Origin of the sequence: Pseudoalteromonas phenolica (genome assembly GCF_005886345.1) — a bacterium.
GTDB classification, from domain to species: Bacteria; Pseudomonadota; Gammaproteobacteria; order Enterobacterales; family Alteromonadaceae; genus Pseudoalteromonas; species Pseudoalteromonas phenolica_A.
Genome location: NZ_PNEC01000022.1, coordinates 1 through 4,737 on the forward strand (window position 1 = coordinate 1; position 4,737 = coordinate 4,737).

Annotated in this window: 2 rRNA genes; both read left to right on the top strand. The window is 49.9% G+C overall.

The features are described 5' to 3' along the window. Nucleotides 1-9: 9 nt before the first annotated feature. Nucleotides 10-1,542, top strand: a 16S ribosomal RNA gene (locus tag CWB72_RS11305). Between the two features lie 273 nt (nt 1,543-1,815). Beyond that, nucleotides 1,816-4,696: ribosomal RNA gene (locus CWB72_RS11310) — 23S ribosomal RNA — on the top strand. The 16S and 23S rRNA genes sit together here, the layout of an rRNA operon. Nucleotides 4,697-4,737: the final 41 nt, after the last annotated feature.

Sequence of the window (4,737 nt, forward strand, 5' to 3'; positions counted from 1 at the left end):
AAAAACTTTTAATTGAAGAGTTTGATCATGGCTCAGATTGAACGCTGGCGGCAGGCCTAACACATGCAAGTCGAGCGGTAACATTTCTAGCTTGCTAGAAGATGACGAGCGGCGGACGGGTGAGTAATGCTTGGGAATATGCCTTAGGGTGGGGGACAACAGTTGGAAACGACTGCTAATACCGCATAACGTCTACTGACCAAAGGGGGCTTCGGCTCTCGCCCTTAGATTAGCCCAAGTGGGATTAGCTAGTTGGTGAGGTAATGGCTCACCAAGGCGACGATCCCTAGCTGGTTTGAGAGGATGATCAGCCACACTGGAACTGAGACACGGTCCAGACTCCTACGGGAGGCAGCAGTGGGGAATATTGCACAATGGGCGCAAGCCTGATGCAGCCATGCCGCGTGTGTGAAGAAGGCCTTAGGGTTGTAAAGCACTTTCAGTAAGGAGGAAAGGTTAGTAGTTAATACCTGCTAGCTGTGACGTTACTTACAGAAGAAGCACCGGCTAACTCCGTGCCAGCAGCCGCGGTAATACGGAGGGTGCGAGCGTTAATCGGAATTACTGGGCGTAAAGCGTACGCAGGCGGTTTGTTAAGCGAGATGTGAAAGCCCCGGGCTCAACCTGGGAACTGCATTTCGAACTGGCAAACTAGAGTATGATAGAGGGTGGTAGAATTTCAGGTGTAGCGGTGAAATGCGTAGAGATCTGAAGGAATACCGATGGCGAAGGCAGCCACCTGGGTCAATACTGACGCTCATGTACGAAAGCGTGGGGAGCAAACGGGATTAGATACCCCGGTAGTCCACGCCGTAAACGATGTCTACTAGGAGCTGGGGTCTTCGGACAACTTTTCCAAAGCTAACGCATTAAGTAGACCGCCTGGGGAGTACGGCCGCAAGGTTAAAACTCAAATGAATTGACGGGGGCCCGCACAAGCGGTGGAGCATGTGGTTTAATTCGATGCAACGCGAAGAACCTTACCTACACTTGACATACAGAGAACTTACTAGAGATAGTTTGGTGCCTTCGGGAACTCTGATACAGGTGCTGCATGGCTGTCGTCAGCTCGTGTTGTGAGATGTTGGGTTAAGTCCCGCAACGAGCGCAACCCCTATCCTTAGTTGCCAGCGATTCGGTCGGGAACTCTAAGGAGACTGCCGGTGATAAACCGGAGGAAGGTGGGGACGACGTCAAGTCATCATGGCCCTTACGTGTAGGGCTACACACGTGCTACAATGGCGCATACAGAGTGCTGCAAGCTCGCGAGAGTTAGCGAATCACTTAAAGTGCGTCGTAGTCCGGATTGGAGTCTGCAACTCGACTCCATGAAGTCGGAATCGCTAGTAATCGCGGATCAGAATGCCGCGGTGAATACGTTCCCGGGCCTTGTACACACCGCCCGTCACACCATGGGAGTGGGTTGCTCCAGAAGTAGGTAGCTTAACCTTAGGGAGGGCGCTTACCACGGAGTGATTCATGACTGGGGTGAAGTCGTAACAAGGTAGCCCTAGGGGAACCTGGGGCTGGATCACCTCCTTAACGATTTAGAACAGATTTGTTCGTAGTGTCCACACAGATGATTGTTAGTTAGCTTTAATAGCTAATTAATATTGCTCTTTAAAAATTTGGAAAAGCTGATAATTAATTCTTTTAGAAAAAATTCTAAAAAGAGTTTTCAAAAGTAAAACAATGCCGATTAATCATTTAATTGATTAATTAGCGTCTACTTTAGTATTCAATATTAACTTCTGGCGAAGTTAAAACTGTCTTTGACACATACACCTCAAAGTAATAAACCACTTCGGGTTGTATGGTTAAGTGACTAAGCGTACACGGTGGATGCCTTGGCAGTTGGAGGCGATGAAGGACGTACTAACTTGCGATAAGCCTAGTCAAGCCAGTAAGAGGCGCTTGAGACTAGGATTTCCGAATGGGGAAACCCACCTGCTTGCAGGTATCGTTAACTGAATACATAGGTTAACGAGGCGAACGCGGAGAACTGAAACATCTAAGTACCCGTAGGAAAAGAAATCAACCGAGATTCCGAAAGTAGCGGCGAGCGAAATCGGACTAGCCCTTAAGCTTTAGTGTAGTTAGTGGAACATTCTGGAAAGTTTGACGATACAGGGTGACAGTCCCGTACACAAAAACTTATCTAAAGTGAAATCGAGTAGGTCGGAGCACGTGAAACTTTGACTGAATATAGGTGGACCATCATCTAAGGCTAAATACTCCCAACTGACCGATAGTGAACCAGTACCGTGAGGGAAAGGCGAAAAGAACCCCTGTGAGGGGAGTGAAATAGAACCTGAAACCGTGTACGTACAAGCAGTAGGAGCCCCTCGAGGGTGACTGCGTACCTTTTGTATAATGGGTCAGCGACTTATATTTTGTAGCGAGGTTAACCGTTTAGGGTAGCCGTAGCGAAAGCGAGTCTTAACTGGGCGTGCAGTTGCAAGGTATAGACCCGAAACCCGGTGATCTAGCCATGGGCAGGTTGAAGGTTGAGTAACATCAACTGGAGGACCGAACCCACTAACGTTGAAAAGTTAGGGGATGACCTGTGGCTTGGAGTGAAAGGCTAATCAAACCGGGAGATAGCTGGTTCTCCCCGAAATCTATTTAGGTAGAGCCTCGGACGAATACTTACGGGGGTAGAGCACTGTTAAGGCTAGGGGGTCATCCCGACTTACCAACCCTTTGCAAACTCCGAATACCGTAAAGTACTATCCGGGAGACACACGGTGGGTGCTAACGTCCATCGTGGAGAGGGAAACAACCCAGACCGTCAGCTAAGGTCCCAAAGTGTATGTTAAGTGGGAAACGATGTGGGAAGGCTAAAACAGCTAGGAGGTTGGCTTAGAAGCAGCCATCCTTTAAAGAAAGCGTAATAGCTCACTAGTCGAGTCGGCCTGCGCGGAAGATGTAACGGGGCTAAACATACCACCGAAGCTACGGCTGCATACTTAGTATGCGGGGTAGGGGAGCGTTCTGTAAGTGGCTGAAGGTGTGCCGGGAGGCATGCTGGACATATCAGAAGTGCGAATGCTGACATGAGTAACGATAATGCGGGTGAAAAACCCGCACGCCGGAAGACCAAGGGTTCCTATCCCATGTTAATCAGGGTAGGGTAAGTCGACCCCTAAGGCGAGGCTGAAGAGCGTAGTCGATGGGAAACGGGTTAATATTCCCGTACTTGGAATAATTGCGATGGGGGGACGGAGCAGGCTAATCAAGCATGGCGTTGGTTGTCCATGTGAAAGGCTGTAGGCTGGTGACTTAGGAAAATCCGGGTCGCTAAGGCTGAGAGTCGAGACGAGCTACTACGGTAGTGAAGTTGATGATGCCCTACTTCCAGGAAAAGCCTCTAAGCTTCAGATTATTTCGAATCGTACCCCAAACCGACACAGGTGGTCAGGTAGAGAATACTAAGGCGCTTGAGAGAACTCGGGTGAAGGAACTAGGCAAAATTGTACCGTAACTTCGGGAGAAGGTACGCTCTTGGTTGTGATGAGATTTACTCTCTAAGCGACTGAGAGCCGCAGTGACCAGGTGGCTGGGACTGTTTATTAAAAACACAGCACTGTGCAAAATCGTAAGATGACGTATACGGTGTGACACCTGCCCGGTGCCGGAAGGTTAATTGATGGGGTTAGCTTAGGCGAAGCTCTTGATCGAAGCCCCGGTAAACGGCGGCCGTAACTATAACGGTCCTAAGGTAGCGAAATTCCTTGTCGGGTAAGTTCCGACCTGCACGAATGGTGTAACCATGGCCACGCTGTCTCCACCCGAGACTCAGTGAAATTGAAATCGCAGTGAAGATGCTGTGTACCCGCGGCTAGACGGAAAGACCCCGTGAACCTTTACTACAGCTTGGCACTGAACATTGAGCCTACATGTGTAGGATAGGTGGGAGGCTTTGAAGTGGCGTCGCCAGATGTCATGGAGCCATCCTTGAAATACCACCCTTGTATGTTTGATGTTCTAACATAGGCCCCTAATCGGGGTTGTGGACAGTGCCTGGTGGGTAGTTTGACTGGGGCGGTCTCCTCCCAAAGAGTAACGGAGGAGCACGAAGGTTGGCTAAGTACGGTCGGACATCGTACGGTTAGTGTAATGGTAGAAGCCAGCTTAACTGCGAGACAGACACGTCGAGCAGGTACGAAAGTAGGTCATAGTGATCCGGTGGTTCTGAATGGAAGGGCCATCGCTCAACGGATAAAAGGTACTCCGGGGATAACAGGCTGATACCGCCCAAGAGTTCATATCGACGGCGGTGTTTGGCACCTCGATGTCGGCTCATCACATCCTGGGGCTGAAGTCGGTCCCAAGGGTATGGCTGTTCGCCATTTAAAGTGGTACGCGAGCTGGGTTTAGAACGTCGTGAGACAGTTCGGTCCCTATCTGCCGTGGGCGTTTGAGAATTGAGAGGGGCTGCTCCTAGTACGAGAGGACCGGAGTGGACGAACCGCTGGTGTTCGGGTTGTGATGCCAATTGCATTGCCCGGTAGCTACGTTCGGAATCGATAACCGCTGAAAGCATCTAAGCGGGAAGCGAGCCTCGAGATGAGTTCTCACTTTAACTTTAAGTTAACTGAAGGGCCGTTGGAGACTACAACGTTGATAGGCTGGGTGTGGAAGTGTAGTGATACATTAAGCTAACCAGTACTAATTACCCGTGAGGCTTAACCATACAACGCCAAAGTGGTTTTAGCGCAGAAGCTAATATGAACT